The sequence below is a fragment of the Calidithermus terrae genome (genome assembly GCF_003574345.1).
Classification (GTDB): domain Bacteria; phylum Deinococcota; class Deinococci; order Deinococcales; family Thermaceae; genus Calidithermus; species Calidithermus chliarophilus.
Genome location: NZ_QXDL01000270.1, coordinates 1 through 4,645 on the forward strand (window position 1 = coordinate 1; position 4,645 = coordinate 4,645).

Here is a 4,645-nt window from a genome sequence, read left to right on the forward strand (position 1 = left end):
GGCCGGGGCGGCGGGCTGGGGCGCGGCAGGCGCGGGGCCCTCGACCCTCGACCCTTGCCCCTCGGCGTAGCTCTTCACGTCCTCCACCCGCACGCGGCCGTTGGGGCCGGAGCCGGGGATCTGGGCGATGTCGAGGCCCAGTTCACGGGCCAGCTTGCGCGCGGCCGGGACGGCGATGACCCGGCCGTGCTTGTTGACCCCGGCCTTGGGGGCCTCAGCGACGGCCCCGCGGGCCTGGACCCCGGCGGCGAAGGGGTTACGCACCTGCTCCTGCTTGGTGTCGGGCTTGAACAGCGAGAGGTTGGCCCCGTCGTCCTCCTGGACGTTGCCGGGCTCCACGATGGAGCGCTCCTCGGCGGCCTGGAGGCTGGGCGCGGGGGCGGGCGCCTTGTCGCTGATGGTCTGGGCGACCTCGCCGGGCTCGGCGATGGTGGCGATGGGGGCGTGCACCGGCACCACGTCGCCCTCCTTGACCAGCTTCTTGATCAGCACGCCCTCGTAGGGGCTGGGTAGCTCGACCGTCACCTTGTCGGTCATGACCTCCACGAAGGGCTGGTCCTTCTTCAAGAGGTCGCCTTCGTTGACGAGCCACTTGAGGATTTCCCCCTCGACCACGGACTCCGCCAGCTCGGGCAGAACGATCTCTTTAGGCATAGCGACTCCTTCTCCTCTGCATATTCTAGACGGCCCGTTGTATAAAGCCGCCGCTTTGTCCGGCCATACGCGATGCGCCGTCGGTGACGCGCTAGTGGTCAGTAGTCCAGCACCCGCTTCGCCGCGTTGAGGATGCGGGTCACGGTGGGCATGTAGAGCTTGTCCTGGGCGTAGGGGTAGGGGATGTCGAAACCGCTCACGCGCACGGGGGGCGCCTCGAGCTCGTCGAAGAGCTCCTCCGAGATCGTGGCGGTGACCTCGGAGGCCACGCTCGCCATGCGGGGGGCTTCGGAGATCATGAGCACCCGGCCGGTCTTGGCGACCGAGTTCAGCACGGTGTCCTTGTCCCACGGCAGCAGCGAGCGCAGGTCGATGACCTCGGCCTCGATGCCCGCGGCGGCCATCTCGTCGGCGGCCTTGAGCGTCTCGACCATGCTGCCGCCGTAGGAGACGAGGGTGAGGTCGCCGCCCTCGCGCCGCACGGCGGCCTTGCCGATGGGGATGAGGTAGTCGTCCTCGGGCACCTCCTCCTTGACGGCGCGGTAGAGGCGCTTGGGCTCCATGAAGACCACCGGGTCGTCGTCGCGGATGGCGCTCTTGAGCAGGCCCTTGGTGTCGTAGGGGCTCGAGACCACCACCACCTTGAGCCCGCCGGTGTGGGCGAAGTGGGCCTCGGGGCTTTGGGAGTGGTGGTGCCCGCCCTTCACGCCGCCGCCGGTGGGCATGCGCACCACCATGGGCGCGGTGAACTGCCCGCCCGAGCGGTAGCGCAGCTTGGCGGCCTGCGAGACGAGCTGGTCGAAGCCGGGGAACACGTAGTCGGCGAACTGGATCTCGGCCACCGGGCGCATGCCGTGGGCGGCCATGCCCACCGCCGCGCCGATGATGGCGGCCTCGGAGAGTGGGGTGTCGATCACCCGCTCGGGGCCGTACTTCTGCTGTAAGCCTTCGGTGGCGAGGAACACGCCCCCGCGCTTGCCGACGTCTTCGCCGAACACCACCACCCGGTCGTCCCGGGTCATCTCCTCGTCCAGGGCCTTGGTGATGGCCTGGATCATCGTCATCGTCGCCATTGGGTCCTCCTGTCATAGGCCCGACGCCATACGTCCTGCGCGAGGTGAGCGTAAGACGTACGGCGTAGGACGCGCGTCAGCGCAATTCGTCCAGTACCAGCTTCCGCTGCTCCTCGAGGTGCCAGGGGCGGCTCGAGAGCACGTCCTCGAACATCCACTCCGCCGGGGCCTCGCCCGCGGCCTCGGCTTCCTGCAAGGCGGCCTCGAGGTCGTGCGCGACCTGGGTGCGCAGCTCGTTCTCGGCGGCGCTGTCCCACAGGCCGCGGTGCTCGAGGAACTTGCGGAAGCGCACGAGGGGGTCGTGCTTGCGGGCGGCGTCCACCTCGGCCTTGGGGCGGTAGCGGGTGTCGTCGTCGGCGGAGGAGTGGGGGCCGTAGCGGTAGACCTCGAGCTCGACGAGCGCGGTGCCCGCGCCAGCCCGGGAGCGCTCGATCACGTGGCGCATGACGTAGTAGCTCGCCAGCACGTCGAGCCCGTCGACGCGGTAGCCGGGGATGCCGTAGGCGTGGGCCTTGTCGGAGATGGTGTGGGAGGAGGTCTGGTGGGAGTAGTCGACGCTGATGGCGTAGCGGTTGTTCTCGCAGACGAACACGGCGGGGGCGTTCTGCACGGCGGCGAAGTTGATGCCCGCGTGCCAGTCGCCCTCGCTGGTGGCCCCGTCGCCGAAGGTGCACACCGCGACCTGGTTGGCGCGGCGCATCTTCATGCTGATGGCGGCGCCGGCCGCCGGGGGGATGTGCGAGGCGATGGCCGAGCAGACGGTGAAGATGTTGAGCTTTTTGGAACCGGGGTGCGAGGGCATCTGCCGGCCCTTGGCGGGGTCGGCGGCGTTGCCCAGCATCTGCCCGAAGAGTTCTACCATCGGGACGCCCATGGCGAGCATCAGGCCCATGTCGCGGTAGTAGGGGAAGAGCCAGTCGTGGCCGCGCTGCAGGGCGTGGGCGATGCCCACGTGGGCGGCTTCGTGCCCGGCGTGGGGGGCGATGAAGCTGGTCTTTCCGGTGCGGATGAGGATGACGAATTTCTCGTCGAGCATCCGCGCGGCCACCATGTCGCGGTAAAAGCCCTTGAGGGTGGCCTCGTCGAGGTCGAGCTCGAACGGCGCGATCCACTCCCCTTCGGGCGATAGCAGCCGGATGGGCTCGAGGCTAAAGGGTTCGAAACCGGTTTTGTCTTTGATCATGCCGAACCTCCAGACCTGGGGAGGGTCCCGTCCGGGGCGGCGAGGCCGCGCACCGAGCGGGGGGCGTTCCGCCAGGCGTCATGACCCTGGGTAAGGGCCACGTCCAGCAAAGCACCCTGCCCCTTTGTAAGGGACCGGGGTGCCGTCAACGAAAAACCCCGGCGGGGGTATGCCGGGGCCGAGGCCGGGGAAAGGCCGATGATGACCAGCTTTAGCGCTCCAACCATCCCCATCGTCAACCTCTCGATCCTCAGATTATAGCCTCGGCCGTGTGAGAGGATACCTCGAGATGCAACATTCGGGGTATTAACCCGTTACATTGAGCCCGTGCGCGTTCGCGTGTGCGTGGTGGGCAAACCCCGGCTCGAGTACGCCCGGCTGGGGCTCGAGGAGTACGCCGGCCGCCTGAGGAAGGGCCGGAAGTTTGAGCTGGTTCACGTCCGCGAGGGCACCCAGGCCCAGGAGGGCGAACGGCTGCTCGAGGCCAGCCAGGGCTTCGTGCGCGTGGTCCTCGACGAGCGCGGCCAGCCCGTGGACACCCTCACCCTCCACAAGAAGCTCACCCAGTGGGAGATGACGGGCGAAAAGGTGGCCTTCCTCATCGGCGGCGCGGAAGGCCACGCGGAGGAAACCCGGGCTCAGGCCCACTGGCTGCTGTCGCTGTCGAAGCTGACCCTCCAGCACGAGCTGGCGCTGGTGGTGCTGCTCGAGCAGCTTTACCGGGTGGAGACCATCAGGCGGGGGGAGCCGTATCACCGGTGAGGGGGGTGGGGGTTGGTAGCCGGTAGCCGAACGCGGGTCGTACGTCCTACGTCCTACGTCCTACGTCGTACGTCGTACGTCGTACGCAAAACGCAAGACGCAAAACGCAAGACGCGGGACGCTTTGGCCCTCGACCTTAGCTCCCCGCCTTGAGCATTGGGGCGTACAGCACTACCGCTGACACCAGGAGCCCGAACCAGATCGCCAGTGCCAGGGGGTAGCCGCTGGCTTGGACCACCACGCCCATGCCCAGTTGCAGCAGGAAGACGCCGATGAAGCCCATGAAGTTGACGGCCGTGGTGGCCCGCCCGGTGAGCTCGGGGGGGAAGATCAGCCGGGCCTGGGCCAGCGAGAGGATGTTGAAGCCGCCGCAGAAGCCGATCAGGGCGTAGGTGGCGTAGAGGAGGCCGTCGGGCATGGTGCCCCACAGGGCCAGGGTTCCCACGGCCAGGGCGAGCAGGAGGCTCGCACCCACGTACACGCGGGACAGGCCCAGGCGGTCGGCGAGCAGGCCGCAGGAGAAGAAGCCGAGGATGGCGGCCAGGGAGAAGGCGAAGAGGAAGTTGCCGACCTCGAGGCTATCGAGCCCCCGCACCCGGTAGAGGTAGGCCCCGCCCCACAGGGTCTGCCAGGCCAGGAAGCCTCCGCCCAGCACGAAGTTGAGCCAGGCGATGCGCCAGAAGGCCGGGCTGCGCCAGACGGTGGCCGAGCCGCCCGCGGCACTCGAGCGCGGCAGCGCCACCCCGGGCGGGGCGTTGCGCACCAGCAGCACCACCAGAGCCGCCACCGCCACGATCACCAGCGTCCCCCAACTGAACACCCCCCGCCAGCCCAGCGCCTCCTTGAGCACGGCCAGCGGGGTGGCCGCCGCGATGGCCCCCAGCCCGCCCAGGGCCACGTACACGCTGCTGACGGTGGCGTAGCGGTACGGCGGGAACCACAGCGAGAAGGCCTTGAGCGCCCCCATCAGCGC

Annotated in this window: 5 protein-coding genes; 1 reads left to right on the forward strand and 4 read right to left on the reverse strand. The window is 68.8% G+C overall.

Translation table 11 applies throughout. The features are described 5' to 3' along the window. The 3 genes from Mterra_RS18985 to Mterra_RS18995 all read right to left on the reverse strand — a co-directional run. On the reverse strand, nt 1-654 hold a 654-nt coding region (locus tag Mterra_RS18985), incomplete at its 3' end, for a biotin/lipoyl-containing protein (protein WP_176582557.1). Nucleotides 655-752: 98 nt separating this feature from the next. Beyond that, nucleotides 753-1,727, reverse strand: a complete 975-nt coding sequence (locus Mterra_RS18990; protein ID WP_119316556.1) for an alpha-ketoacid dehydrogenase subunit beta — start codon at nt 1,725-1,727, stop codon at nt 753-755. A gap of 76 nt (nt 1,728-1,803) precedes the next feature. Beyond that, nucleotides 1,804-2,910: a thiamine pyrophosphate-dependent dehydrogenase E1 component subunit alpha gene (locus Mterra_RS18995; protein ID WP_119316557.1), complete on the reverse strand. Its 1,107-nt coding sequence runs from the start codon at nt 2,908-2,910 to the stop codon at nt 1,804-1,806. 327 nt (nt 2,911-3,237) lie between these two features. Between Mterra_RS18995 and Mterra_RS19000 the strand changes: the two genes are divergently transcribed. Further along, entirely contained in the window at nt 3,238-3,672 is a 435-nt protein-coding gene (locus Mterra_RS19000; protein ID WP_119316558.1) for a 23S rRNA (pseudouridine(1915)-N(3))-methyltransferase RlmH, read from the forward strand. 136 nt (nt 3,673-3,808) lie between these two features. Here the strand turns inward: Mterra_RS19000 and Mterra_RS19005 are convergent. Then, nucleotides 3,809-4,645 (reverse strand): MFS transporter (locus tag Mterra_RS19005; protein ID WP_147372949.1); only part of this gene is annotated, 837 nt, incomplete at its 5' end.

What these genes read in the sequence shown, in the direction of transcription:
- Mterra_RS18990 (WP_119316556.1), bottom strand. Translation starts at nt 1,727, where the DNA reads ATGGCGACGATGACGATGATCCAGGCCATCACCAAGGCCCTGGACGAG.
- Mterra_RS18995 (WP_119316557.1), bottom strand. Translation starts at nt 2,910, where the DNA reads ATGATCAAAGACAAAACCGGTTTCGAACCCTTTAGCCTCGAGCCCATC.